Genomic DNA, 26,354 nt, shown 5'->3' with positions numbered 1-26,354 from the left:
TCCAAAGCGTCGCCTTCCTTAGGCTGAGCGCAATAACAAGAGCCTCGCCTGAGGCCACCACCCGCTTTGTGTGAGGAGATACCGCGATGACGTCGTTCAACTCAGGGGCTCAACCCCAGAACCGTGCGCCTCAATCCATCGGCTTTTTGCTGCTGGACAATTTCACGCTGATTTCCCTGGCGTCCGCAGTCGAACCGCTGCGCATGGCCAACCAGTTGTCCGGCCGTGAGCTGTACCGCTGGACGACCTTGAGCGTCGATGGAAACCAAGTGTGGGCCAGCGACGGTCTGCAAATCACCCCCGATGCCTCCATGCACAAAGCCCCGGCCCTGGACACGGTGATCGTGTGCGGCGGCGTGGGTATCCAGCGCACCGTTACCCGTGAACATGTGTCGTGGCTGCAAAGCCAGGCGCGCCAGTCCCGTCGCCTGGGTGCGGTGTGCACGGGCAGTTGGGCCCTGGCCTGCGCCGGTTTGCTCGACGGTTTTGATTGCAGCGTGCACTGGGAATGCCTGGCGTCGATGCAGGAAGCCTTCCCCCGCGTGGCAATGAGCACACGCCTGTTTACCCTCGACCGCAACCGCTTCACCAGCTCTGGCGGCACTGCGCCGCTGGACATGATGCTGCACCTGATCAGCCGCGATCACGGTCGCGAACTGTCGGCCGCCATCTCCGAGATGTTTGTGTACGAACGCATTCGCAACGAACAGGATCACCAGCGGGTGCCGCTCAAGCACATGCTCGGCACCAACCAGCCCAAGCTGCAGGAAATCGTGGCGCTGATGGAAGCCAACCTGGAAGAGCCGATCGACCTGGATGAACTGGCCGTGTACGTCGCCGTGTCCCGTCGCCAGTTGGAGCGCTTGTTCCAGAAATACCTGCATTGTTCGCCGTCACGCTACTACCTCAAATTGCGCCTGATCCGTGCGCGGCAGTTGCTCAAGCAAACGCCGATGTCGATCATCGAAGTGGCATCGGTGTGTGGGTTTGTCTCTACACCGCACTTCTCCAAGTGCTACCGCGAATACTTCGGCATTCCGCCACGGGATGAGCGTGTAGGCTCCAACACCACCCAGCAAGTGGCGATGATGCCGATTCCGCAGGCGCTGGTGTTGTCACCGTTGTCGGGGCCGATGTCGGCGTTGAGCCAGGCGCGTAATGAGTCGACGTTTGCCAGCGTACGGCTGTAGACCGAGTCGTCTGCATCGGGAGCAAACCCCCTCCCACCTTTGACTGTGTTCACACATCAACCTGTGGGAGGGGGCTCGCCCCCGATAGCAATCTATCAGGCGCCAGAGTTCTGCCTGAACTGCACCAGTGCCGGCAACAACTGCTTATCGATCGCCTGCCTCACTGCCGGCAAAATCGTCGCACTGCCGCTGTACATCTGCTCAACCATGCCCTTGAGCGCCCTGGCCCGTGCTTCGTTCAAACCGCGCACCGCGCACTCGCAAGCCTGTTCGGCGGTGGCGCCGCTGGACACGTCGAAACCCAGCGAGCGCAGTTGGCCCAGCAGGTCATCCTGGTCAATCAAATCCGCATGCATCATGACGTTTATCCTGGTGAAGGGAGCGGGGTCTGACAGGGATTCTGGTAGCCGCTCAACCGGTCGGCAAGGGCAGATTGCACGAATGCCTCAGATGGCTATGAACAGGTCGTTTTCGAGGCATTGACCGGTAGAAGTAATAGGCACACTGAACGCCAGGCAAGCAACTTGAAGGTTTGGTCACCCTCGGGATGTCACGCCACACAAAGCACTCTGCCCCGATCCTGTCACGGCTTGATCGGGGCTTTTTTTGCCTGCGACGGTGGCAGCCCTATCACTCGGCCAAGGAGTGCGGGGCGCGCGAGGTCAGCCTGTTCAGCGCTGATGGCCGCGAGTTTTTCCAGCGTGGCCTCGGTGAACGGCGCCGAATGCGGGCCGGCGAGGTCAACGTGCAAGAGCATCTGTTCGTTGCCCGCCAGCTCCCGTTCTTCACCCACAAGATGCAGGCTGTGATAGAGGTGCAGGCGCTTGGCATCGTGCGCGATCAGTTGCGTATGCACTTCGACGTCGGCGCCCCGTTTCACTTCGTGCAGGTAGTTCAGGTGCAGCTCCAGGGTGAACAGCGAGTGGCCGCTGGCTTCGCGGTTTTCACTGTCCAGGCCCAGGGTGTCCATCAATGCATCGGTGGCGTAGCTGAAGATCAGCAGGTAGAACGCGTCGCGCAAGTGGCCGTTGTAGTCCACCCAATCGGGGTGGACCTGGGTGGTGTAGGTGGTGAGTGCGGGCATGTCAGGGTTTCCGTTATTCGGCGAAGTTCATGCCGTGTTTGGCCTTAGTGGTTTTCACCGCCTCCAGCACCGCCAGCAGGCAATCATCACGATAGCGCTCCAGCGCAGAAATACTGTGCTTGCCCAGTTGATCGCTGGTGCCGTCGACCACATCGTCAATCAACTTGTCGGTCAGTTCCGGCGCCGGCAGGTAGGTCCACGGCAACTGCAGCGCCGGACCGAACTGCGCCATGAAATGCCGCATGCCGGCATCACCACCCGCCAGGGTATAGGTGAGGAAGGTGCCCATGAACGACCAGCGCAGGCCCGCGCCGAAGCGGATCGCGTCATCGATCTCGCCGGTGGTGGCCACACCATCGTTGACCAAGTGCAGCGCCTCGCGCCATAGCGCTTCCAACAGGCGGTCAGCGATAAAGCCGGGCACTTCCTTGCGCACATGCAGCGGGCGCATGCCGAGTGATTCATACACCTTGATCGCCGCCTGGATCGCCTCTGGCGCAGTGTGCTTGCCGCCCACCACTTCCACCAGCGGCAGCAAGTAGACCGGGTTGAACGGGTGCCCGACCACGCAGCGCTCGGGGTGGGTCGAACCTTCGTAGAACTCGCTTGGCAACAAGCCCGAAGTGCTAGAACCAATCAACGCGTTCGGCTTGGCTGCGGCGCTGATCTGGCTGTGCAGATCCAGTTTGAGTTCCAGGCGCTCCGGTGCGCTTTCCTGGATGAAGTCGGCGTCTTTCACGCACGCTTCGATGGTCGCGACAAAGCGCAGGCGGTCCTGGGATGCGCCCGGTGCCAGGCCTTGTTTTTCCAGGGCGCCCCAAGCGTTGGCGACGCGCTTGCGCAGCGCCGCTTCGGCGCCGGGCGCGGGGTCCCAGGCGACCACATCCAGGCCGTGGGCCAGGGCGCGAGCCACCCAGCCGCTGCCGATAACGCCGCTGCCGAGGGCGGCGAAGGTTTTGATTTCAGTGATAAAGCTCATGGCGACGTCCTAAAGAGTTCGGTGATCCCTTGTGGGAGGGGGCTTGCCCCCTCCCACCGTTTTGATTAGCTGCGTTTGGTCAAACCCATCTTGATGCGGCCTTCGGCCGGGGTCATGACCCGTGCACCCAGGCGACTGAGGATTTCACTGGCGCGTTCCACCAGTTGGCCGTTGGTGGCGAGCACGCCTTTGTCCAGCCACAGGTTGTCTTCCAGGCCGACCCGCACGTTGCCGCCCAGCAACACCGCTTGTGCGGCCATTGGCATTTGCATGCGGCCGATGCCGAAGCCGGCCCACACAGCGTCGGCGGGCAGGTTGTCGACCATGGCTTTCATGGTGGTGGTGTCGGCCGGCGCGCCCCACGGGATGCCCAGGCACAATTGGAACAGCGGGTCGTCCAGCAGGCCTTCCTTGATCATCTGTTTGGCGAACCACAGGTGGCCGGTGTCGAATATTTCCAGCTCGGCTTTCACGCCCAATGCCTGGATGCGTTTGGCACCCGCCCGCAGCTGCGCCGGGGTGGACACGTAAATGGTGTCGCCATCGCCGAAGTTCAGCGTGCCGCAGTCGAGGGTGCAGATTTCCGGCAGCAGCTCTTCCACGTGGGCCAGGCGAGTCAGCGGGCCGACCAGGTCGGTGTTGGGGCCGAATTCCATCGGGTGCTCGCCGCCGCCGATCTCCAGGTCGCCGCCCATGCCGGCGGTGAGGTTGACGATGATGTCGATGTCGGCCTCACGGATGCGCTCCATCACTTCGCGGTACAGGGCGACGTCGCGGCTGAACTTGCCGGTTTCGGGGTCGCGCACGTGGCAATGCACCACGGTGGCACCGGCCTTGGCGGCTTCCACGGCGGCGGCGGCGATTTGTTTCGGGGTGACCGGCACGTGCGGGCTTCTGCTGGTCGTGTCGCCAGCACCGGTGAGTGCGCAGGTGATGATGACGTCGTGGTTCATGAGGCGGTTCCTTACAGGCGTGATTTCAAGGGCGTGGCGATGCCGTTCGCGGTCGAAAGTGACCGCGAAGCGGTGATTGAAAGGGGGTTACTTGCTGGTCAATTGCAGGTTGGCTGCCGCCGGTTTGCCGTCGAAGGTGGTCACCCCTTCCAGCCAGCGCGCCTGGTCCTGCGGGTGATCCTTGAGCCACTGTTTGGCGGACTCGAGGGCGTCCTTGTGATCCAGCAACGGCTGCATCATCCGGCTCTCGTCGGCGGCGGTGAAGGTCAGGTTGGTCAGCAGTTTGTGCACGTTGGGGCACTGTTCGGCGTAGGTTGGCGCGGTCACGGTCCACACGGTCGCCATGCCTTCGTTCGGGCCCAGGGCGTCGTCGCTGCCGGTGAGGTACGTCATGGCGACGTTGACGTTCATCGGGTGCGGCGCCCAGCCGAAGAACACCACGGCTTCCTTGCGGCGAACCGCGCGGTCGACGGCGGCGAGCATGCCGGCTTCACTGGATTCGACCAACTGGAACTTGCCCAGGCCGAACTGGTTCTTGGCGATCATCGCCTTGATCTGGGTGTTGGCGCCCGAGCCTGGCTCGATGCCGTAGATCTTGCCGCCCAGCTCTTTCTCGAACTTGGCGATGTCGGCGAAGGTTTTCAGGCCTTTGTCCGCCAGGTAAGTCGGCACGGCGAGGGTGGCGCGGGCATCTTCCAGGCTGGGCTTGTCCAGCACCTTGACTTGCTTGGCGTCGACGAACGGCGTGATGGTCTGGGTCATCAGCGGGTTCCAGTAGCCCAGGAACAGGTCCAGGCGCTGGTCGCGGATACCGGCGAAGATGATTTGCTGGGAGGCGCTGGTCTGTTTGGTCTTGTAGCCGAGGCCGTCGAGCAACACTTGGGTCATGGCGCTGGTGGCGATTACGTCGGTCCAGTTCACCACGCCCATGCGCACGTTCTGGCAGGACGCCGCATCGGCGGCCATTACGTGGGTGCTCAAGATGGCGCTGGCGCTGAGTGCGAGCACGCAGCGGCGAATCAGTCGGTTCATGGTGGATCCCTCGGCAGGTCGTTATTGTGGGGTCCGGCGTCTTTGTGCGCCGTGGGATCACGTTACGTAGCTTTAGGGGCGACAAAACGCACGGCGGCGACCCGCTCTTGCACTGCAGCGACCTGCCCCCTTGAATCCACCCGATAACGGGAGTATCACAGTGCCACGCTGCCCGTCCGACGAGAGCGCCACCATGTCCCAGGATTTCTACTTTCTGCTGATGCCGGGCTTCTCGGCCATCGGCTTTATCTCCGCGGTCGAACCGCTGCGGGTGGCCAACCGCTTCCGTGGCGAGTTGTACCGCTGGCACGTGCTGAGCGCCGATGGCGGCGCGGTGCTGGCGAGCAATGGCATGTCGGTCAACGCCGACGCCGCGTTGGAACCGCTGAAAAAGGGTGCGACGTTATTGGTGGTGGCGGGCTTCGAACCGTTGCAGTTCGCCACACCCGCCCTGGAGCACTGGCTACGCCGCCTCGACCACGACGGCGTGACCCTCGGCGCCATCGACACCGGCGCCTGCGTACTCGCTGAAGCCGGCCTGCTCGAGGGCCATCGCCTGACCCTGCACTGGGAAGCTATCGACGCGTTCAAGGAATCCTATCCGCAGCTCACAGTGACCCAGGAACTCTTCGAAATCGACCGCCGCCGCATCACCTGCGCTGGCGGTACAGCCTCCATCGACCTGATGCTCGACCTGATCGCCCAGGCCCATGGCCCGGACCTGGCGATCCAGGTCTCCGAACAATTCGTGCTCAGCCGTATCCGCCCGCGCAAAGACCACCAGCGCATGCAGATCGCCACGCGCTACGGCATCAACAACAAGAAACTGGTGCAAGTGATCGGCGAGATGGAGCAACACACCGAGCCGCCGCTGAGCACATTGGCCTTGGCCGAGGCGATCAAAGTCACCCGGCGGCAATTGGAGCGCCTGTTTCGCCTGCATCTGAACGACACACCGAGCAACTTCTACCTCGGCCTGCGCCTGGAGAAAGCCCGGCAGCTGCTGCGCCAGAGCGATTTGAGCGTGCTGGAGGTGAGCATTGCCTGTGGGTTTGAGTCGCCGTCGTATTTCACTAGGAGTTATCGGGCGAGGTTTGCCAAGTGTCCGAGGGAGGATCGGCGACGGGAGGTGGTTTGACGGCTGATTATAGTCAATTATACTCGTTACTATAATTTATAGTCCTTTCCATAATTGAGTATAAAAGCATGTCCAAGAACAGCGGCTTTGTATTCCGCCGTCCCGACCTGGCAAGCAGCATTGCCGATGGCCTGGTGGGGGCCGGTATTCAGGATTTCACCTCTGGCCTATTTCTCGCGGCGCCGCGTCGCACGGGCAAAAGTACTTTTTTGCGTGAGGACCTTGTTCCTGAATGCCAGGCACGTGGTTGGCTGGCGGTGTATGTCGACCTGTGGGCCGACAAGGAAAAAGACCCCGCCGACCTGATCTCCAGTGCCATTGCCGGTGCCCTGGTGCCCTTTGAAAAGGGCATCCGCAAACTGGCCAAAAATATCGGCATCGAAAAGCTCAGCTTCCTGCGCACCTTGTCCTGGGATTTCACCAAGCCGCAATTGCCTGCAGGCGCGACACTGACGCAAGCGCTGGAGCTGCTTCACAGCGCTGCCGAGAAAACCGTCGTGCTGGTGATCGACGAAGCCCAGCACGCGCTCACCACCGAAGCGGGTGTTAACGCGATGTTTGCCCTCAAGGCCGCCCGGGACCAGCTCAACCAAGGTCGTGAAGGCGAGGGCAGCGGGTTGCGCCTGGTGTTCACGGGGTCCAATCGCGACAAGCTTGCCCATCTGGTATTAGGTAAAAGCCAGCCGTTCTTCGGGTCCAGCATCACGCCATTTCCACTGTTGGGCAAAGCATTCACACAGGCCTACACCGTGTACCTCAACGGCCTTCTGGCCAAGACCAACCAGTTCAATGCGGCCGACATCGATGAAGCGTTCGAGCTGGTGGGCCGTCGCCCGGAAATGTTGCGCACCATTATTGGTGAAGTGGCATTGGAACTGGGGGAGGCGAGCAATCTCGGCCAACTGCTGCACAGTCGCGCCGAACTGCTGCGCGCCGGAGTTTGGACCGAATTCGAAAGTGCCTGGAACGCCCTCACCATTCCCCAGCGTGCGGTGCTGGAAGTGATGGTGGAGCGCTCCCAGAACAACGAACCGTTCGCGCCGTTTACCGACAGCACCATCACGGCCGTCAGCAAGGCGTTGGAAGACATGGGCAGCGACGTAGTGCCGGGCACCCAGACCATCCAGGCCTGTATCGATGCCCTGCGTGATAAAGAGCTGGTATGGAAGTCGAGCCGGGGTGGCTATGCCCTGGAGGACAAATCCTTCGGAGATTGGCTGCAGCACCGGCGCCGAGCACTTAACTGAATCAAACGCTGAGCACATGTGGGAGCTGGCTTGCCTGCGATAGCGGTGGGGCAGCGCTGTAGATGCTGGCTGATACACCGCCATCGCAGGCAAGCCAGCTCCCACATTGATATAGGGTGTGGCTTATTTCTTGACCAGTGCCGAACACGCCGCCTTGTACGCCTCATGCTGATATTTGTTCAGCGTCACCGGCAAGTCAAAGGTGTGCTTCTTGTTCTGTGCATTGATGGTCTGCGGCGACAACAGCGTCACCTCAACACCGTCCAGCAACTGAAATACCCCTTCAATCTTGAACGTGGTCGGCCCACCGGCAAACTCACCTTTCTTGCTGCGCTTCTTGATGGCGATGCGCTCGATGGCATTTTCCTGCACAAACGCCTTCACCTGGGTGGCGAAGGCTTTGACGTTGGCGGCCTCATCGTCGTCGTCCAGCGCGATTTTCTTGGTCGCCAGGGCGACATGGGTCAGCGCCTGGTTGTCCAGGGAGGCGACGGCGATGATGGCTTCGCTGCCTTTGATTTCGATGCCGCAGGTTTTCATGGTTTAGCCTTGAAGGACGTGAGATGGCGCAGATGGTCGCGCACCTTTCGAGGGGGGTCAAAGGCGCGGCAATCCAGGTCAGATTTATATTTTAATAAGAGATACCAGGTTGTCTCTTATGCTAAGAAAAACATATTCATGGATAGCAGGTTGTCCATTATTTTATGTGGGCTTCCTGCGGGTGCTACACTTGCTAACACTCATTTGAGGTCGGACCATGGCCCTTACCCATATTCTCTACGCCCCCGGCGAGATTGCTTTGCAGATCGCTGGAAATGCCAAGGCACTGCGGCTGAGCAAGAACCTTTCTCGCCGAGCCTTGGCAGCCCAGTCGGGAGTGGCCGAGTCCACGCTCAAGCGCTTTGAAACGACCGGAAAGGTTTCCCTTGATGCCTTACTGCTGATCGCGATGAGCCTGGGGGTAGGGGCGCAAATGGCGAATCTGTTCAGTGCGCCGCCGCCGATCAGTCTCCAGGAATTGAAAAGTCAAACCAGGCTTCGAGGGCGTCGATGAAAACAGTCTCCGCACTGCACGTTATGTTGCAAGGCTCACACGTCGGTGAGCTGGTGGATGCACCCGGCAGGGGGATTTATTTTTCGTATGATCCGAGTTGGTTGGCGAACGGCTTCAACCTGGCGCCGTTGTACATGGACTTTTCTTCCACACCTCAGTTGGCAGCTGACGAGTTACTTTTCGGTGGCCTGCCGGGGGCGTTCAGCGATTCGTTGCCCGATGGCTGGGGGCTGTTGCTGATGGACCGTTTCTTTCGCATGAAATTGGGAATTGAACGGCGTGCGATACGCCCATTGGACCGGCTGGCCTATATGGGCAATCGGGGCATGGGGGCGCTTGAGTATAGGCCGATGCTCGAGAAAGATTCAGAGCAAGGCGAGCTGGATCTGGCGTCCCTTTACCACGCTTCGCAAAACGTATTGTCTGGCGAAACGCACGAGGTGATCGAGTCATTGCGCCTGGCGGGAGGCTCTCCCGGTGGTGCGCGGCCAAAGGCAGTCATTGGGCTCTCGACCGACAAGCAGCAGGCCATTTCTTCATTTGGTGAGATGCCTGAAGGCTATGAACACTGGTTGATCAAATTCCGCAGTCAGGGCGAGCATCGCGACAGTGGCGCTATCGAACAAGCCTACGCCGAGATCGCTCGTAACGCGGGGGTCGAAGTCTCGGATTCAAGCCTGCTCGAGGTACAGACGGATACCGGACTAGAGCGTTTTTTCAACACTCGACGCTTTGACCGAACCGGTCACATCAAGCGCCATATGCTGACCTGCGCGGCGATCCTGTATGCCGATTTCCGCATGCCCAGCCTTGACTACGGCGACCTGTTGCGCCTGACCTTCGCCATCACCCAAAACGCCGGTGATGTGCAGAAAATGGCTCGGCTGATGGTCTTCAATGCGTTGGCTCACAATCGCGACGATCACGCGAAAAACTTCTCGTTCTTCGGCTCCTCGGCTGGCTGGCAGATGGCGCCAGCTTATGACCTGACGTTTGCCAATACCAGCGGTCGCGGGAATGAACATACCTGTGCCTTTGCAGGTACGGGCCAGCCATCACGCCAGGCAATCAGGAAGGTCTGTGAACCCTTCAGCTTTCTCGAACCCGAGCTTTACATCGAGCAGACCATGGAGGCCTTGTCGAAGTGGAGCCAGCATTGCGCGGACCTCCATATCGACAAAATTCAGCGTGATCATCTGCAAATGGCCTTCAACTCAATATGGAAAGCCTTCTAGCCGTCACTCCTGCCCAATCGATTCCAAAAACTCCGACCGCTCATCACTCATTCGCGCCAAACAATCATTCTGCGCAATCGCATAGGCCTTGGTGCCGTTCACGGCCGGGAACGTATCCACGGCGCAATCGGCATCGCGCAATTTCTCCCACTTCTGCTGCGCATCCTTCAGACGAGCGGTAATGTCGGCCAGTTTGGTCTTGTCGCTGCCATAGGTCGAACCCATGCGTTCCAGCAGGCCCTGATAGTTATCCTTGAGCAGTTGCTCAGCGGTGGTTTTGTTGTAAGAGGCGCATTCCAGGGTTTGCTTGTCGTTTTCGATGCCGTCGCACGGCGTGCTATCGGTGTCTTCGGCCGCGTGAACGCCGGTTGCGATGAGTGCCAAAGCCAGGAAAATCGATTTCATTGCGCCGTCTCATATCAGGTGATGCGGGAATTCTGGCTCAAGCGTAAGACAATGAACAGTCGCCAGTCAGACCTCTCTTAACAGCCTTTGTCGTGGATTGACGCTTTCGGCAATTCCCCTGTCGTTTTTGCACCCGGCTCCGTCGGCCCCTGGGCATATGCTGGCCCCAAAGCGCCGGCAGACGATTCGGCGCATGAATCGCCAATAAGGGGACGCCTGATGAGCCCAGCCGAATTGCACGCCGACAGCATCGTTATCGACGGGCTGATTATTGCCAAGTGGAACCGCGACCTGTTCGAAGACATGCGCAAAGGTGGCCTCACGGCTGCCAACTGCACGGTGTCGGTGTGGGAAGGGTTCCAGGCCACCATCAACAATATCGTGGCCAGCCAGACCCTGATCCGTGAGAACAGTGACTTGGTGATCCCGGTGAAAACCACCGCGGACATCCGCAAAGCCAAGGAACAGGGCAAGACCGGCATCATTTTCGGCTTCCAGAACGCCCATGCCTTCGAAGACCAGCTCGGCTACGTCGAGATCTTCAAGCAGCTCGGCGTCGGTGTGGTGCAGATGTGCTACAACACCCAGAACCTGGTCGGCACCGGTTGCTACGAGCGTGATGGCGGCCTGTCGGGCTTTGGCCGTGAGGTGGTCGGCGAGATGAACCGCGTCGGCATCATGTGCGACCTGTCCCATGTGGGCTCCAAGACGTCCGAAGAAGTCATCCTCGAATCGAAGAAACCGGTGTGCTATTCGCACTGCCTGCCGTCCGGGCTCAAAGAGCACCCGCGCAATAAATCCGATGAAGAGCTGAAGTTCATCGCTGACCACGGCGGCTTTGTCGGCGTGACCATGTTCGCGCCGTTCCTGGCCAAGGGCATCGATTCGACCATCGACGACTACGCCGAAGCCATCGAATACACCATGAACATCGTCGGTGAAGACGCGATCGGCATCGGCACCGACTTCACCCAGGGCCATGGCCAGGATTTCTTCGAAATGCTGACCCATGACAAGGGCTACGCACGCCGCCTGACCAGCTTCGGCAAGATCATCAACCCGCTGGGCATCCGCACCGTGGGCGAGTTCCCCAACCTCACCGAGACCCTGCTCAAGCGCGGCCATCCTGAGCGCGTGGTGCGCAAGATCATGGGCGAGAACTGGGTCAACGTGCTCAAGGACGTCTGGGGCGAATAAGCCACCGCATTTCTCCCCCGGCCGTTCGCGTCGGGGGCACTACCAAGAATTTTCTGGAGTTAAGTTTCCATGGCCAAGATCGCCCCGCAATTGCCTATCGAAGTTGACAGCGAAACCGGTGTCTGGACTTCCGACGCCCTGCCGATGTTGTACGTGCCACGTCATTTTTTCGTGAATAACCACATCGGCATCGAAGAAGTGCTGGGCGCCGACGCCTATGCCGAGATCCTCTACAAGGCCGGCTACAAATCCGCCTGGCACTGGTGTGAAAAAGAAGCCGAGTGCCACGGCCTGGAAGGCGTCGCGGTGTTCGAGCATTACATGAAGCGCCTGTCGCAACGCGGCTGGGGCCTGTTCAAGATCCAAGACATCGACCTCGACAAAGGCACCGCCAGCGTCAAGCTCGAACACTCGGCGTTCGTCTACGTGTACGGCAAGGTCGGGCGCAAAGTGGACTACATGTTCACTGGCTGGTTTGCCGGCGCGATGGACCAGATTCTCGAAGCGCGCGGAAGCAAGATCCGCACCGTCGCCGAACAAGTCTACGGAGGCTCCGAAGAGGGCCACGATGACGGCCTGTTCACCGTCAAGCCGTTGTAAGCCGAGGACCGTGCCATGGCTTTCGAAGCAATGTTTGCGCCGATCCAGATCGGCAAACTGACCATCCGCAACCGCGTGCTCAGCACCGCTCACGCCGAGGTGTATGCCACCGACGGCGGCATGACCACCGACCGCTATGTGAAGTATTACGAAGAGAAAGCCAAGGGCGGCATCGGCCTGGCGATCTGCGGCGGTTCCTCGGTGGTCGCCATCGACAGTCCGCAGGAGTGGTGGAGCTCGGTCAACCTGTCCACCGACCGTATCATCCCGCACTTCCAGAACCTGGCTGACGCCATGCACAAGCATGGCGCCAAGATCATGATCCAGATTACCCACATGGGCCGTCGCTCGCGTTGGGACGGCTTCAACTGGCCTACCCTGATGTCGCCGTCCGGCGTGCGTGAGCCGGTGCACCGTGCCACCTGCAAGACCATCGAGCCCGAGGAAATCTGGCGCGTGATCGGTAACTACGCCAGCGCCGCCAAGCGCGCCAAGGCCGGTGGCCTGGACGGTGTGGAGCTGTCGGCCGTGCACCAGCACATGATCGACCAGTTCTGGAGCCCACGGGTCAACAAGCGTACCGACGAGTGGGGCGGTAGCTTTGAAGGCCGCATGAAGTTCGGCCTGGAAGTCCTCAAAGCGGTGCGTGCCGAGGTCGGTGACGACTTCTGCGTGGGTATGCGCCTGTGCGGCGACGAGTTCCACCCGGACGGCCTGTCCCACGAGGACATGAAGCAAATCGCCAAGTATTACGACGACACTGGCATGCTCGATTTCATCGGCGTGGTGGGCTCGGGTTGCGACACCCACAACACCCTGGCCAACGTTATCCCCAACATGAGTTATCCACCGGAGCCGTTCCTGCACCTGGCCGCCGGTATCAAGGAAGTGGTCAAGGTCCCGGTGCTGCACGCGCAGAACATCAAGGACCCGAACCAGGCCACGCGCATTCTGGAAGGCGGCTATGTGGACATGGTCGGCATGACCCGTGCACACATCGCCGACCCGCACCTGATCGCCAAGATCAAGATGGGCCAGATCGACCAGATCAAGCAGTGCGTCGGCGCCAACTATTGCATCGACCGCCAGTACCAGGGCCTGGATGTGCTGTGCATCCAGAACGCTGCGACTTCCCGTGAATACATGGGCGTGCCCCACATCATCGAGAAGTCCACCGGACCCAAACGCAAAGTCGTGGTGGTCGGTGCCGGCCCGGCCGGGATGGAAGCCGCACGCGTGGCTGCCGAACGTGGCCACGACGTGACCCTGCTCGAAAAGAAAGAGTTTATCGGCGGGCAGATCACCACCGCCTCGAAAGCGCCACAGCGCGATCAGATTGCCGGGATCACCCGCTGGTTCCAGTTGGAGCTGGCACGTTTGAAAGTCGACCTGCGCCTGGGCGTGGCGGCCGATGCCGACACCATCCTGGACCTGCGCCCGGATGTGGTGGTGCTGGCGGTGGGCGGGCACCCGAATGTGGAGCAGAACGAACACTGGGGCGCAGCCGAAGGCTTGGTCGTCAGCAGTTGGGACGTGCTCGACGGCAAGGTCGCACCGGGTAAAAACGTGTTGGTGTACGACACCATCTGTGAATTCACCGGCATGTCGGTCGCGGATTTCCTCGCGGACAAAGGCAGCCAGGTCGAGATCGTCACCGACGATATCAAACCGGGCGTGGCCATCGGCGGTACGTCGTTCCCGACTTACTACCGCAGCATGTACCCCAAGGAAGTGATCATGACCGGCGACATGATGCTGGAAAAGGTCTACCGCGAGGGCGACAAGCTGGTGGCGGTGCTGGAGAACGAATACACCGGTGCCAAAGAGGAACGGGTGGTCGACCAGGTGGTGGTTGAAAACGGCGTGCGTCCGGATGAAGCCATCTACTACGCACTCAAGGAAGGCTCGCGCAACAAGGGCCAGATCGACGTCGAAGCCTTGTTCGCGATCAAGCCGCAGCCGTGCTTGAGCGAGGCGGGTGACGGGTACTTGCTGTTCCGCATTGGCGACTGTGTGGCGCAGCGTAATACCCACGCTGCGATCTATGACGCCCTGCGCTTGTGCAAGGATTTCTGACCCGACACCGAAATAATGTGGACTCGGTCCAAATGTGGGAGGGGGCTTGCTCCCGATGGCAGTGTGTCAGTTGATGCATGTGTGGCTGATTCGCCGCCATCGGGAGCACGCCCCCTCCCCACATTAAGGCCAGTTTCACATTAGACCTGTGTGGTCTGTGGGAGCTTCACCATGTTGAACACCTTGCTGCCTATTCTCTTGTTTGCCGCGTTGGGCCTGGCCGTCCTCGGCGCCCTGCGCCGGGTGAACATGTGGCGCCGTGGCCGCGCTTCCAAGGTTGACCTGCTGGGCGGCCTGCTGGCCATGCCCAAGCGCTACATGGTCGACCTGCACCACGTGGTCGCCCGCGACAAATACATCGCCAACACCCACGTCGCGACCGCGCTGGGGTTTGTGCTGTCGGCGCTGCTGGCGATCCTCGTACACGGTTTCGGCCTGCATAACCGCATCCTCGGCTACGCCTTGCTGCTGGCCTCGGTGCTGATGTTTGTCGGCGCCACGTTCGTCTACCTGCGGCGGCGCAATCCGCCGTCGCGCCTGTCGAAAGGCCCGTGGATGCGCCTGCCGAAAAGCCTCATGGCGTTCTCGGTGAGTTTCTTCCTGGTGACGCTGCCGGTGGCTGGAATCCTGCCGGCTGATTTTGGCGGCTGGCTGCTCGCTGCGCTGCTCAGCGTCGGTGTGTTGTGGGGCGTGTCCGAGATGTTCTTCGGCATGACCTGGGGCGGCCCGATGAAGCACGCCTTCGCCGGTGCCTTGCATCTGGCCTGGCACCGCCGCGCCGAACGCTTTGGCGGTGGCCGTTCCACCGGTTTGAAGCCGCTGGACCTCAGCGACAAGTCCGCGCCGCTGGGCGTGGAGAAACCCAAGGATTTCACTTGGAACCAATTGCTCGGTTTCGACGCCTGCGTGCAGTGCGGCAAGTGCGAAGCCGCGTGCCCGGCGTTCGCTGCCGGCCAGCCGCTGAACCCGAAAAAGCTGATCCAGGACATGGTGGTTGGCCTGGCCGGCGGCACCGATGCCAAATTCGCCGGCAGCCCCTATCCATCAATTAACGGCGGCGGCAAACCGTTGGGCGAACACGGTGGCAACCCGCATCAGCCGATCGTCAACGGCCTGGTGGACGCCGAGACCCTGTGGTCATGCACCACCTGCCGTGCCTGTGTGGAGGAGTGCCCGATGATGATCGAGCACGTGGACGCCATCGTCGACATGCGCCGCCACCTCACCCTGGAAAAAGGGGCCACGCCGAACAAGGGCGCCGAAGTCCTCGAGAATTTGATCGCCACCGACAACCCCGGCGGTTTCGCACCGGGTGGTCGCCTGAACTGGGCGGCGGATCTGAACCTGCCGTTGCTCAGCGACAAGGGCAGTGCCGAGGTGCTGTTCTGGGTCGGCGATGGCGCCTTCGACATGCGTAACCAACGCACGCTGCGAGCCTTTGTCAAAGTGCTCAAAGCGGCCAAGGTGGACTTTGCCGTGCTCGGCCTGGAAGAGCGCGACAGCGGTGATGTAGCCCGCCGTCTGGGCGATGAAGCGACATTCCAGTTGCTGGCCACGCGCAATATCCAGACGTTGGCCAAGTACAGCTTCAAGCGCATCGTCACGTGCGACCCGCACAGTTTCCACGTGCTGAAGAACGAGTACGGCGCCTTTAACGGCAACTACCTCGTGCAGCACCACAGTACCTTCATGGCCGAGTTGATCGGCGAGGGCGCGCTGAACCTGGGCCAGCACAAGGGCAACAGCGTGACCTATCACGACCCGTGCTACCTGGGCCGCTACAACGGCGAATACGAGGCGCCGCGCCAAGTGCTGCGGGCGCTGGGCATCGAGGTCAAGGAGATGCAACGCTCGGGCTTCCGTTCTCGCTGCTGCGGCGGTGGGGGTGGGGCGCCGATTACTGACATTCCCGGCAAGCAGCGTATCCCGGACATGCGCATGGACGACATCCGCGAAACCGGCGCCGAGCTGGTGGCCGTGGGCTGCCCGCAATGTACCGCGATGCTGGAAGGTGTGGTCGAGCCGCGCCCATTGATCAAGGACATCGCGGAGTTGGTGGCTGATGCGTTGCTGGAAGACGCCGCACCGGCCAAGGCCCCGGCCAAACTTGAACCTGCGGAGGTGCATTGATGAGCGACATTATCCGCCGCGACCCACGGGCCGAATGGATCGCCCGCAATCGCTTGCACCCGCTGCACGCGGCCATGCAGCCGGTACAACACAGTTGGATGGGACCTAACGGTGTCATTCGCAAGAACGTACACGGCGTCGGTTTTATCGGCCCCAACGGCATCAAGCGTATCGACCGCAGCGGTGCCCAGCAGGGCGGCGCGGCCAAGCGCACGGCGGCGGTGGAAGTGCAGTTGCCGCTGCATCAGGTGCCTGCGCCTGCGTTCTACATCAACGTGGTGCCGGACATGGTGGGCGGCCGCCTGAGCAGCCACGACCGCGACCTGCTTGGCCTGGCGCGGCAACTCGCCGGCAGCGACGGCGCGGTGCTGGCGGTAGTGTTTGGCGAGCACAAGGAAAGTGCGTTTGCCACCGCTGGCGTCGACCGTCTGCTGGTGCTTGAGGGCCACGAATTCGACGGTTATTCACCGGAGCAACGGGTTCAAGGTTTGCGCGCTGTGGATAACCAGTTCAACCCGCGTCATTGGTTGCTGCCGGACAGCCGCAGCGGTGGCGGCGAACTGGGCCGACGTTTTGCCGCGAGCCTCAAGGAGCGCCCGGCCACGCGGGTGTGGCAGATCAAGGGCGACGAGTGCATCGGCCGCGCCGGTGCTGGCCAGGAAGACTTGGCCCGGCCGCTGCCGCGCCTGATCCTGGCTGCCGTAGAGTGCGCGGAGCCCGTCAGCGAAACCCGTCACGAAGCGTTGCCTGTGGAGTTATCCACAGCCCTGGCGCGCAGCTTGCCGCGTATCGAGGACCTCGGCGCGGTGGCGGTGGACCCGGGGGCTATTCCCATGGCCGAGGCCGAATTCATTTTCTCCGGTGGCAATGGGGTGAAGGACTGGGCGCTGTTCCACCAGACCGCTGCGGCGTTGGGTGCCACCGAAGGCGCCTCCCGCGTCGCGGTGGACGATGGCTTCATGGCGCGTGACCGTCAGGTGGGCGCCAGCGGCACCTGGGTCACGGCGCGGGTGTATGTGGCCGTGGGCATTTCCGGGGCGATCCAGCACCTGCAGGGCATCGGCGCCTGCGACAAGGTGGTGGCGATCAACCTGGATCCTGGCTGCGACATGATCAAGCGTGCCGACCTCTCGGTCATCGGCGAAAGCGCCGCGATACTGCAAGCCTTGATCGCGGCGGTCGAGACCTACCGCAACGGCGCCAAGCGCGATGCTGCTTAAGGATATGACCATGACGACGAATGTAATCAGCCTGGTGTCCATCGGTGCCCACCCTACCTCCGGGCGCCCGCGCCGTGCCGAGCAGGACGCGCGCGCTGTCGAACTGGGCCTGCAAATGGCTGGGGATAAGTTGCAGGTGCTGCACGCCGGCAACATCGCCGAACCGACACTGCGTAGTTACCTGGGCATGGGCTTGCCAGAGTTACATGTACTGGAGCAACCGGCTGGCAGCGATGCGTTGCCGGTACTCAGTGAGTACTTGCGCGATGCCGGTGCCCAGGTGGTGCTCACTGGCAGCCAGGCCGAAACCGGTGAAGGCTCGGGCATGTTGCCGTTCTTGCTGGCCGAGCAGTTGGGCTGGCCGCTGATTGTCGGGCTGGCGCAGGTTGAATCGATCGAAGCGGGCGTGGCCCATGTGCTGCAAGCCCTGCCACGCGGCCAGCGGCGCCGGTTGAAGGTGCGTTTGCCGTTCCTGGCGACCGTGGATAACGCCGCGCCCAAGCCTCGGCAAAGTGCGTACGGCCCGGCGCAGCGCGGTGAACTGGCGGCTCACGAAGTTGAAGTCGAGCAGGACGCGTTATACACAGGGGCCGTGCTGCAACCGGCCAAGCCTCGCCCCAAGCGGCTCAAGGTGATCAAGGCCAAGAGCGGCGCCGATCGTATGAAAGCCGCCACGGCCAAGGCCAGCGGCGGCGGTGGGCAAGTGCTCAAGGGGCTCAGCCCGGAAGCGGGCGCCGAGGCCATTCTCAAGCTGCTGGTTGAGGAAGGCGTCGTACGCTGATCCCCTGTGGGAGCTGGCGTATCTGTACCTGTAGTGAGCGGGCTTACCCCGCGCTGGGGGGCGAAGCCGCCCCAATAAATACGCCGCTGAGTTTCAGATAAAGCCAAGTCGTTTGGTTTGGGGCGGCTTCGCCGCCAGCGCGGGGCAAGCCCGCTCACTACAACGATGTGTAGATTCCAATGGCTATAGCAGGGAAGCCAGCTCCCCCATACTTGAAGTTCCTTGGGCTTACCCACAATCCCTGTTGATCCGTCTGTGGATAACCTGTTCGCGGTTGTCCACAGCCCCTGTGAATCAAGCCCTGCAGCCCTCTGTACGAAAAACAACCAAGCTAACTGACGGTTTTTACTTGGGTTTTTCCCTGTCTCTGTGCATTTTTCCCAGCCGACTTGCCCCCATACTCTGTTGGCGCTTCTGTGGATAACGTGTTCGCTCTCGGCTGCAGCCCTTATAAATAAAGGCTTTCATTCGATTGGTCAAAATCTGATCGATTCACGATTTTTTTCGACTAAAACCCGTGTAAACCGCGATTTATGAAGGTTTGAAGCGGTTTTCCACAGCATCGTCAAAGTTGCCCCCAAAGTCTGTTGGTGCTTCTGTGGATAAGGTGTTTGCGTACCGCTACAAGCCACGGTTTACATGGCTTTCACGGTGTTGGTCAGAAAGTGATCAGCTGTGCGTTAAAACTGGCAGCACGAATAAGTCACGGATTTTCTTCATTTATTTTTAGGGGATAGCGCAGTTGCCCACAATTGCTGTGGGTGGCTTTGTGGATAAGTTGTTGGGGAAAGGCTGGAAGGCAGGATGCGAGTGGTCTGCAAGGGGGTTGATCAAATTTTGATCATGGGTGAAAGCTAATGTGGGAGGTGCCTGCGATGGCGTTGTATCAGCCCATACCGCCATCGCAGGCAAGCCCCACCTTTTTATTCGTGTACGGCAACACCTTTGAGGTACGGCGCCGGGGCGGCACCCAAGTTGCTGAGCATGCGCTCGCTGTACCAATCCACGAAGTTCACCACGCCGAACTCATAGGTCTTGGAGTAAGGGCCGGGCTGGTAGGCGGTGGAGTTGATCCCGCGCTGGTTCTCTTCGGCCAGGCGACGATCCTGGTCGTTGGTGGCGTCCCACACCTGGCGCATGCGCTCCACGTCATAATCCACGCCCTCGACCGCATCCTTGTGCACGATCCACTTGGTGGTGACCATGGTTTCCTGGGCGCTGATCGGCCACACGGTGAACACGATGATGTGGTCACCCATGCAGTGGTTCCACGAGTGCGGCAGGTGCAGAATGCGCATCGAGCCCAGGTCCGGGTTCTTGATGCGACCCATGAGTTTGGCGCAGCCCTGCTTGCCGTCCAGGGTCATCGACACGGTGCCCTTGAGCAGCGGCATGCGCACGATGCGGTTACGCAAGCCGAAGCTCGCGTGGGCGTAAGGGATCTTCTCGGCATCCCAGGCAGCGGCAGACGCGGCCACGTGGTCCTTGAACGCCTGGTCGGCGCGCGGGTCGGTGACGTCATCCCATTCCAGCAGGGTTTTGAGCAGTTCCGGGTGCGAAGCGTTGCAGTGGTAGCACTCGCGGTTGTTTTCCAGCACCAGCTTCCAGTTGGCCTTTTCGAACAAGGTGGTCTGAATCGCCACCTTGGTGTTCTCCATGTCGTAGGGTTCCATGTAGTGGTTCAGTGTCGACAGGAAGTCATCGATGGCCGGCGGGTTCTCAGCCAGGCTGATGAAGATGTAGCCACCCGCGGTCTTCACGTTCACCGGCTTCAAGCCGTACTGCTTCATGTCGAAGTCGGCGCCCATCTCGGTACCGGCGAACAGCAGGCGCCCGTCCAGTTCGTAGGTCCACTGGTGGTAATGGCACACCAGTTTGGCGACCTTGCCCTTGTCGCTGGTGCACAAGCGCGAGCCACGGTGGCGGCACACGTTGTGGAAGGCATGCACCACGCCTTCGGCGCCACGGATCACGATGATCGGGTTTTTGCCCACTTGCAGGGTCAGGTAGTTGCCCTTGGTGGGGATCTCGCAGGTCATGCCGGCGATCAACCACTCTTTCTGGAAGATCTCCTGCATGTCGATATCAAACAACCGCTCATCAGAGTAGAACGGCTGTGGCAGCGAAAAGGTGCGCTCGCGCTCTTGCAGCATCTGCGCGGTGGCCTTGCGTGCGGGTTCCAGCGGATCGCCCAAGCTTAAAGTTGCGGTGACGTCCATCGTGTGTGTCCTCATGGCCATTCTGTGTGGCCGAGATAAGTGGCTAATCAGGTTTGCAGCAAGGCGTAAAGAAAGCGTCTGTGTTGGGAGCGAGTGTGGGGCCGCCGATGCGCCGAACCTTATCCATGAGCGACATGGCCCACTCTGATCCCGACGCGCAACCCCCGTGGTATGGGGGCTGGTCGCGATAAGTATGTGAATGTCGCAGATAGGTAAATGGGTGGTTCTCGCGTTACGCAGAATCGCCACCATAAGGCCGACCTCGGCGGTGGAGAAGAACATGTCCAGCAATTTCCTGAATCCGGTAACGACCCAGACCTGGGCCAATGGTCGGCACATCGTCCGTTGCGTCAAAGTCATCCAGGAAACCTGGGACGTGCGCACCTTTTGCTTCATGGCCGACCAGCCGATCCTGTTCTTTTTCAAGCCGGGGCAGTTCGTCACCCTGGAGCTGGAAATCGAAGGCCAGCCGATCATGCGTTCGTACACCATTTCCAGCTCGCCGTCGGTGCCGTACAGCTTCTCGGTGACGATCAAGCGCGTGCCGGGCGGCAAGGTCTCCAACTGGCTGCACGACACCCTGCACGAAGGCCAGGAGTTGGCGGTGCACGGGCCGGTGGGCCTGTTCAATGCCATCGATTACCCGAGCCCGAAAGTGTTGTACCTCAGCGGTGGTGTGGGGATCACCCCGGTCATGTCCATGGCGCGCTGGTTCTACGACACCAACGCGAATGTCGACATGACGTTTATCCACAGCGCCCGCTCGCCCAAGGACATCATCTACCACCGCGAGCTGGAGCACATGGCGTCGCGCATCGATAACTTCAGCCTGCACCTGATCTGCGAGAAACACGGGTTGGGTGAGCCGTGGGCAGGTTATCGCGGTTACCTGAACCACAAGATGCTCGAGCTGATGGTGCCGGACTTCCTGGAGCGCGAAGTGTTCTGCTGCGGGCCTACGCCGTACATGAACGCGGTGAAGCGCCTGCTGGAAGTCGCCGGTTTCGACATGGCGCGCTACCACGAAGAATCCTTCGGAGCCACGCCACCCGAAGCCCGTGCCGATGCGGTGGAGCAAGCCGAACAAGCTGCCGACGCACCGGAAATCGATCTGGCGGATTTGCACCAGGTGGAATTCATTGCGTCGGGCAAGAGCATTCGCGTCGCACCGGGCGAAACCGTGCATGCGGCGGCGGCCAAGCTCGGCCTGTTGATCCCGAAAGCCTGTGGCATGGGGATTTGCGGCACATGCAAGGTGATGAAGCTGGGGGGCGAGGTCGAGATGGACCACAACGGCGGGATCACCGAGGAGGACGAAGCCGAGGGCTACATCCTATCCTGCTGCAGTGTGCCGAAGGGTGATGTGCGCATTGAGTTCTGACGCTCAGTACAGCCCGGGCCGACGATCCTGGTGAACGTGGTTGTGGTCGCTGATTGACTTGTTCCTGGCCTCGGCCAACGGCAGTTCAGCCATCAACGGTTGTTCCCCTGGGTGGGAGGCTGCTCCGGCCAACGGGTAGCCATCGGCGTCGACGATGACCGAGCCGCCCACCCACCTGACGCCACGTTCCTCGCCATGGCGGTCGCACGCGGCGATGAACATGCGGTTGACCGCCGCATTGGCCTGTACCCGCACGATCTCTGCCGGCCGTTCACCCTCGGGGCGCGGGCCATCCGGCCAGTTCACCGGAACGCAGAGCAGGTCGGCGTCCGCCAGCGCTGCCAGGCGCACCCATTCGGGCAGTTCCAAGTCGTAGCAGATCATCATGCCGATCCGCCCGACGGCAGTGTCGATCACCGGAGGTGGCGCATCCCCAGCGGTGAAGATCAGTTTCTCACGGTCCCACAAGTGCGCCTTGCGATACACCGTCAACCGCCCCGTGGGTTCGACCAGGGCGGCACTGTTGGCGACCTGTCCCGCGCTCAGACGCTCACAGAACCCTGCGACGATGATGATCCCCAGCTCCCGCGCCAGGCTTTTCCACAGGACCAGGGTTGGACCGTCACGTGTCTCGGAGGCGATGTAGGCTTCCTCCCGGTCGGCGAATACGTAACCGCTCTGAATCAGCTCCGGCAGGACGATCAACTGGGCGTTGAGACTCGCCGCTCGACGAATCGCACGTTCGGTCAGCGCCCGATTGTAATCGGTATCGCCGATACGCGGCGCCAGTTGGTGACAAACGACGCGTAACGGAGTCATGACACGTTTCCTTCCAGCGCTTGTTCACTGGCTTTTATGGCCCGCGACTCGGCGGCGTGGTCGAGTTGGCGACTCATCACGCAGTAAACCAATGCCGAGACCAGCAGGCCGACGACGAACGCAATGTCGGCGCCGCCCAACATGAAGCTGATCGGCCCTTGATAAAAACCCAGCGACATAAACGGAACCATTGCCGCCAGGCCGAGGAAATAGGCGACGAGTCCGGTGCTCGACCAACGGCCATAGATGCCCGCTGGGTTGAAAATGTCGCTGATGGCGTAGCGCCCTTTTCGTACGGCGTAGAAGTCGGCAAGGTTGACTGCTGTCCAGGGCACCAGGAAATACAGCATCAACAGCACGAAGGTGTTAAAGCTGCTGAGGTAGCTTTCGGGGATGCACAAGGCGATCACAAAAATGATCGCGGCCACCAGGCTGATCCCGAGGATTCTGCTTTTGATCCTGGGCTTGATCGGCACAAAACCGTCAATGGCACTGATTCCGGTGAGCATCGCGCCATAGCAGTTGACGGCCATGATGCCGACCAACGCCGGGACGGCAATCAGCACGGTAAAGGTGCCAAACCCCGGCAGCAGTTGGTTGCCTACTGCCTGCACGCTGCCGATGGCGTCGGGTGAGGGCAACGCCGAGGCGAGAAACGCCCCCAGTGACATCAGCCACAGCGCCGAGCCGGCAGCCCCCAGGTATGTCCAGGTGATGACACTGCGCGACGGCGTGTTATGGGGCAGGTAGCGCGAGTAATCCGAGACATAGACGGCGTAACTGATCTGATAGCCCGCAGCGGCTGAAAGTTGGATCAGGAAGGCCGACCAGGAAAAGTGCGCGTCGGCCACTGCCGTGTCGGCCTGCAGGTGCGTCACGGCTGCGACTGTGAGTACGGCGAAGACACTGATCATCACGTAGGTCAGCCAGCGCTGCACGGTGTGCAGGAGGTCGTGGCCGATCACGGCAATCACCACCGCCAGGATGATCATCAACGCGTACCAGGGGGCACGGCTGCCGGGCAGCACGGTATTGATGGCGTCCGTCGCCAGAATCACATTGAACACGTTGAAGCCGATGTACACGAAGACCACCGCGATAAAGGGCACGATTGCCCCGCGTAAACCGAACTGTGCCCGCGACTGGATCATCTGCGGCAAGCCCATGCGTGGGCCCTGGTTGGCGTGGAACGCCATGGCGAACGTACCCAGGCACACGCCGATGACAATCGCCAGGACGGCATACACCAGGCTCAGCCCCAAGGCTGCGCCGGTAAACCCGGTGACCATGGTGGTCAGAACGAAGTTACCGGTGAACCAGAACGGCGCCTGGTGCCAGACCTTACCGTGGCGTTCATTGCGCGGCACGTAGTCAATGGAGCGGGTTTCGATTTTCAGCGTGGTGGAAGTGGGAGCAGCCGATCGGTCGGAGGGCGTGTTCATAGGCATCACGGTCTGTTTTTATTGAGTGAGACTACGCAGAGTCTTGTAACTAAAAAAACTATTGAATCGGCATTTGCAAATAATCACTTCATGAATTTCTGAACTGATGGCGCATAACCTTATGGGGCAAGCCCTGCCTTACGCAGTCGCTTTCTATTTTCAATTTAGATGCAGACATTTCCTACAAGCGTCTACGCTTAGGATCGAACTCGTCGTAGTCGCCCTTCGCAGTGAAGCCGTAGGCGGACGTCCTTTGACACACCAAGGATGACTGATATGTCTGCTATCCCTTCACGTTCTAAAGGTGCGGCGCGCCTGTTGACCAACGATGTCACTGCGCTTATTCCAGACTTCCCTTTTCATTACGCCAAGTTCCTCAATTCGGCTGTCAGCAATGGAAAACCGTTGGCGGGTGTTTCTACACGTCAGCAGGGCACCCAGGTACTGATTGTTGGTGCCGGAGTGGCCGGACTGGTGGCTGCTTATGAAGCGATGCGCATGGGCTTGCACCCGGTGGTGGTGGAGGCCAGCGACCGTATTGGCGGGCGTTTCTATTCCTATGTGGCGGGCGATCCGCAAGACTCCGCCAACAGCGTTATCTGTGAAATGGGCGCTATGCGCTTTCCCGTCTCCGGCAAGGCGTTGATGCACTATTTCGATAAAGTGGGTATGACCGCCAATTCAGCGGACTTTCCCAACCCAGGGTCGGCTGCAACCCCCAGCACAGTGGTCGACTATCAACAACGACAGGTCTATTACGAAGGCAAGAACTTGCCTCCCGAATATGAAGATATCGAAAGCAAATTGTTCGATGTTTTCCTGGAGCAGGATCCGATCAAGTTCCTTGAAATGGAAACCGCGATGTCCGGGGACAATCCTGATCTGGCGAAGATCAAGACCCTGTGGAACGCGATCCTGGACAAAGGATGGGACAATCTCAGCTTTTTCGCGGCCATGGTGGAAGAGGCGGGTTGGAGTCGTGAGGATATCGACTTGTTCGGCCAGATCGGCTTTGGTACCGGCGGATGGAACACCGACTATCCGAACTGCTTTCTGGAGGTGTTGCGGGTGCTGTATACCGGGCTGGATACCAACCACAAGCTAATGTATGACGGTTCCAGCGAGTTGCCTACCCGACTGTGGAATCGTGCTCCGGATGCCCTCGGCGACCCCATGGCTTATTGGCCCGCGGGCACTACCGTCCAGGGCCTGACCGCCCAGGTCATTGCTCAGCCTTTCAACCAGGAAGTGCGCCAGATCATACGGCGTCCGGATGGCGAATTTGATGTGTGGATGTTTGATCATAATCGAGGAAGCGAGCGTCAATACACCTTTGCTGCTGTGGTTTATACGCCTCACAAACGTGTCCTCGACAAATTCCGTTTTATGGATGGCGTCGCCCGCTTTGACCAAATGAATAGCCTCTTGTCCATAAAAGAGTGGGAGGCAGTTACGTACACCCATTACATGCAGTCGGCCAAAATATTTGCGCAGACCCAGCGGCCTTTCTGGACCGATGTCGGTGCAGATCGTCAATACAAGATGAGTGTGACGTTGTCGGACCGAATTACCCGCGGCACATACCTGCTGGACTACGCTGCGAGTCAAGGCCCCTACAAAGGCAGCGGGATGTTTTTGTCTTACACCTGGAACGACGACAGCATCAAGTTCCTGGGTGATCGCGCTGCGCCATTACCGTCCCATGTGGCGGTATGTTCAACCTTGTTGGATTCGGTGTATGCCCACCATCAGTTGAACCTTGCGGCGGAGTTCGGTATGACCGATCCATTTGTCGAAATCAATTGGGAAGAACAACCGTTTTTCCTGAGTGCCTTCAAAATGAACCTGCCGGGGCAGTACGAATACCAGCGCCTGCTGTTTTCGCAGTTTATGAACGGTGTGTTTGATGGAAGTCCCGATGGCTTCATTCTGGCCGGCGATGATGTGTCCTTCACGGGAGGCTGGGGGGAAGGTGCCGTGACCACCGCCTTGAACGCCGTAAACAATCTGGCGGTGAAGTTCGGCGGGGGTACCTTTATTGAAAACCGAGGTCCCATCGACGACTGGCAAGTGCTCAAGCCAAAGGCCCTGTAAGTCGACCCTGGCGAGCCAGTACCAAGGTCGGGTTTTAATCTGATGAGGTCGCAGACTTCGGTTCCGCGTCGGAGGTCA

Annotated in this window: 23 protein-coding genes; 13 read left to right on the top strand and 10 right to left on the bottom strand. The window is 60.4% G+C overall.

Annotation, left to right across the window (positions count from 1 at the left end; genetic code table 11):
* Positions 1-86 precede the first annotated feature (86 nt).
* Positions 87-1,190: a GlxA family transcriptional regulator gene (locus K7431_RS05280; RefSeq protein ID WP_005792167.1), complete on the top strand. Its 1,104-nt coding sequence runs from the start codon at positions 87-89 to the stop codon at positions 1,188-1,190.
* A 95-nt stretch (positions 1,191-1,285) separates the two neighbouring features.
* On the opposite strand, the gene K7431_RS05275 is transcribed toward K7431_RS05280, so the two are convergent.
* From K7431_RS05275 to K7431_RS05255, 5 genes are all read right to left on the bottom strand, one after another.
* Entirely contained in the window at positions 1,286-1,549 is a 264-nt protein-coding gene (locus K7431_RS05275; RefSeq protein WP_015886268.1) for a hypothetical protein, read from the bottom strand.
* 224 nt (positions 1,550-1,773) lie between these two features.
* The gene (locus K7431_RS05270) at positions 1,774-2,274 is read right to left on the bottom strand and encodes a thioesterase family protein (protein ID WP_015886267.1); all 501 of its coding nucleotides are present in this window, start codon (positions 2,272-2,274) and stop codon (positions 1,774-1,776) included.
* A 13-nt stretch (positions 2,275-2,287) separates the two neighbouring features.
* On the bottom strand, positions 2,288-3,253 hold the full coding sequence (locus K7431_RS05265; protein ID WP_015886266.1) for an L-carnitine dehydrogenase: 966 nt from the start codon (positions 3,251-3,253) through the stop codon (positions 2,288-2,290).
* 65 nt (positions 3,254-3,318) lie between these two features.
* Positions 3,319-4,206: a 3-keto-5-aminohexanoate cleavage protein gene (locus tag K7431_RS05260; RefSeq protein ID WP_015886265.1), complete on the bottom strand. Its 888-nt coding sequence runs from the start codon at positions 4,204-4,206 to the stop codon at positions 3,319-3,321.
* Between the two features lie 87 nt (positions 4,207-4,293).
* On the bottom strand, positions 4,294-5,238 hold the full coding sequence (locus K7431_RS05255) for a choline ABC transporter substrate-binding protein (protein WP_015886264.1): 945 nt from the start codon (positions 5,236-5,238) through the stop codon (positions 4,294-4,296).
* A gap of 193 nt (positions 5,239-5,431) precedes the next feature.
* Between K7431_RS05255 and K7431_RS05250 the strand changes: the two genes are divergently transcribed.
* Entirely contained in the window at positions 5,432-6,376 is a 945-nt protein-coding gene (locus tag K7431_RS05250; protein ID WP_015886263.1) for a GlxA family transcriptional regulator, read from the top strand.
* Positions 6,377-6,444: 68 nt separating this feature from the next.
* On the top strand, positions 6,445-7,623 hold the full coding sequence (locus K7431_RS05245) for a hypothetical protein (protein WP_015886262.1): 1,179 nt from the start codon (positions 6,445-6,447) through the stop codon (positions 7,621-7,623).
* A gap of 123 nt (positions 7,624-7,746) precedes the next feature.
* On the opposite strand, the gene K7431_RS05240 is transcribed toward K7431_RS05245, so the two are convergent.
* Positions 7,747-8,163, bottom strand: a complete 417-nt coding sequence (locus K7431_RS05240; RefSeq protein WP_015886261.1) for a DUF3010 family protein — start codon at positions 8,161-8,163, stop codon at positions 7,747-7,749.
* A 217-nt stretch (positions 8,164-8,380) separates the two neighbouring features.
* Here K7431_RS05240 and K7431_RS05235 point away from each other — a divergent pair, with 217 nt between their 5' ends.
* The gene (locus tag K7431_RS05235; protein ID WP_015886260.1) at positions 8,381-8,677 is read left to right on the top strand and encodes a helix-turn-helix domain-containing protein; all 297 of its coding nucleotides are present in this window, start codon (positions 8,381-8,383) and stop codon (positions 8,675-8,677) included.
* Positions 8,674-9,912 (top strand): type II toxin-antitoxin system HipA family toxin, encoded by a 1,239-nt coding sequence (locus K7431_RS05230; RefSeq protein WP_015886259.1) that lies wholly within the window; start codon positions 8,674-8,676, stop codon positions 9,910-9,912. Before K7431_RS05235 ends, K7431_RS05230 begins: the two co-directional genes overlap by 4 nt.
* Positions 9,913-9,915: 3 nt before the next feature.
* On the opposite strand, the gene K7431_RS05225 is transcribed toward K7431_RS05230, so the two are convergent.
* On the bottom strand, positions 9,916-10,317 hold the full coding sequence (locus tag K7431_RS05225) for a lysozyme inhibitor LprI family protein (protein WP_015886258.1): 402 nt from the start codon (positions 10,315-10,317) through the stop codon (positions 9,916-9,918).
* Positions 10,318-10,536: 219 nt separating this feature from the next.
* Between K7431_RS05225 and K7431_RS05220 the strand changes: the two genes are divergently transcribed.
* The 6 genes from K7431_RS05220 (at position 10,537) to etfB (ending at position 18,321) form a co-directional block, all read left to right on the top strand.
* Positions 10,537-11,514 (top strand): dipeptidase, encoded by a 978-nt coding sequence (locus K7431_RS05220; protein WP_015886257.1) that lies wholly within the window; start codon positions 10,537-10,539, stop codon positions 11,512-11,514.
* A 69-nt stretch (positions 11,515-11,583) separates the two neighbouring features.
* Positions 11,584-12,114, top strand: a complete 531-nt coding sequence (locus tag K7431_RS05215; RefSeq protein WP_015886256.1) for a DUF5943 domain-containing protein — start codon at positions 11,584-11,586, stop codon at positions 12,112-12,114.
* A 15-nt stretch (positions 12,115-12,129) separates the two neighbouring features.
* Positions 12,130-14,190 carry a dimethylglycine demethylation protein DgcA gene (dgcA, locus tag K7431_RS05210; protein ID WP_015886255.1) on the top strand — a complete coding sequence of 687 codons (2,061 nt, stop codon included), beginning with the start codon at positions 12,130-12,132 and terminating at the stop codon, positions 14,188-14,190.
* Positions 14,191-14,361: 171 nt separating this feature from the next.
* Entirely contained in the window at positions 14,362-16,320 is a 1,959-nt protein-coding gene (gene dgcB, locus K7431_RS05205; protein ID WP_015886254.1) for a dimethylglycine demethylation protein DgcB, read from the top strand.
* Positions 16,320-17,540, top strand: coding sequence for an electron transfer flavoprotein subunit alpha (gene etfA, locus K7431_RS05200; RefSeq protein WP_015886253.1), 1,221 nt, complete (start codon positions 16,320-16,322; stop codon positions 17,538-17,540). The genes dgcB and etfA overlap by 1 nt, the downstream gene beginning before the upstream one ends.
* A gap of 10 nt (positions 17,541-17,550) precedes the next feature.
* A complete protein-coding gene (gene etfB / locus K7431_RS05195; RefSeq protein ID WP_015886252.1) occupies positions 17,551-18,321 on the top strand; it encodes an electron transfer flavoprotein subunit beta in 771 nt (256 codons plus the stop codon).
* 923 nt (positions 18,322-19,244) lie between these two features.
* Here etfB and gbcA read toward each other — a convergent pair.
* Positions 19,245-20,540, bottom strand: a complete 1,296-nt coding sequence (gbcA, locus tag K7431_RS05190; protein ID WP_015886251.1) for a glycine-betaine demethylase subunit GbcA — start codon at positions 20,538-20,540, stop codon at positions 19,245-19,247.
* A gap of 280 nt (positions 20,541-20,820) precedes the next feature.
* Between gbcA and gbcB the strand changes: the two genes are divergently transcribed.
* Complete coding sequence (gene gbcB / locus K7431_RS05185) at positions 20,821-21,921, top strand: glycine-betaine demethylase subunit GbcB (RefSeq protein WP_015886250.1); 1,101 nt, start codon at positions 20,821-20,823, stop codon at positions 21,919-21,921.
* Between the two features lie 3 nt (positions 21,922-21,924).
* Here gbcB and K7431_RS05180 read toward each other — a convergent pair whose 3' ends face one another.
* The gene (locus K7431_RS05180; protein WP_015886249.1) at positions 21,925-22,740 is read right to left on the bottom strand and encodes a nitrilase-related carbon-nitrogen hydrolase; all 816 of its coding nucleotides are present in this window, start codon (positions 22,738-22,740) and stop codon (positions 21,925-21,927) included.
* Positions 22,737-24,182 carry a purine-cytosine permease family protein gene (locus K7431_RS05175; RefSeq protein ID WP_043206012.1) on the bottom strand — a complete coding sequence of 482 codons (1,446 nt, stop codon included), beginning with the start codon at positions 24,180-24,182 and terminating at the stop codon, positions 22,737-22,739. Before K7431_RS05175 ends, K7431_RS05180 begins: the two co-directional genes overlap by 4 nt.
* A 276-nt stretch (positions 24,183-24,458) precedes the next feature.
* Between K7431_RS05175 and K7431_RS05170 the strand changes: the two genes are divergently transcribed.
* Positions 24,459-26,276, top strand: a complete 1,818-nt coding sequence (locus tag K7431_RS05170; protein ID WP_015886247.1) for a flavin monoamine oxidase family protein — start codon at positions 24,459-24,461, stop codon at positions 26,274-26,276.
* The last annotated feature ends 78 nt before the right edge of the window (positions 26,277-26,354 follow it).

The organism is Pseudomonas fluorescens group sp., assembly GCF_020093335.1.
Lineage (GTDB): Bacteria > Pseudomonadota > Gammaproteobacteria > Pseudomonadales > Pseudomonadaceae > Aquipseudomonas > Aquipseudomonas petroselini.
Note: the sequence above shows the minus strand (reverse complement) of the source record. Positions and strands in the feature narration are given on the sequence as shown.